We start from the raw sequence: 522 nt of genomic DNA on the forward strand, positions 1-522 counted from the left end.
GGCTTGAGTTCGCCGGTGAACACCTTCTGGCGCAGCTCCTTGCCGATCCGGCTGCCATCGGCGGCCAGCAGGTCGGGCGAGACGATCAGGTTGTATTCCTTGGCCGCCTCCACGAACGGGTAGCGCAGGGTCAGGCCATCATCGGACAGGGTCCAGCTGCTGTCCTCGGTGCCCACCTTCTCGGCGAAGCGGACCAGCGCGTCGAAATCCTGGGTGCCCACCAGCGGGCGCGAGAACTCCAGCGCCAGCGATACGCCGTCGCCCTTCTGGTCGGGGTAGGCCCGCACCAGGGTGAACTCGCTGACCTTCTCGGCCTTGGCCGCGATCGGTGCACCGGACGGCGTGGGCAGCTGCCCGCTGTTGTTGCGGTTGCAGCCCCCGATGCCCATGGCCAGGCCGGCGACCAGCGCCAGGCCCGCGATTCCCTTCCAGCTCCACTGTCCGACCCGACTGCGGCTAGCCATGACGTCGCTCCTTGATCAAGGCGGCCAGTATAGAGGCCGACCCGCCTTGAGCGGTGTC

Annotated in this window: 1 protein-coding gene; it reads right to left on the minus strand. The window is 68.0% G+C overall.

From position 1 onward, the window contains the following. Nucleotides 1-464 (minus strand): hypothetical protein (locus tag DBR34_RS22035; protein WP_258223629.1); only part of this gene is annotated, 464 nt, incomplete at its 3' end. Nucleotides 465-522: the final 58 nt, after the last annotated feature.

It is taken from the genome of Stenotrophomonas sp. HMWF003 (genome assembly GCF_003061285.1).
GTDB classification, from domain to species: Bacteria; Pseudomonadota; Gammaproteobacteria; order Xanthomonadales; family Xanthomonadaceae; genus Stenotrophomonas; species Stenotrophomonas maltophilia_AP.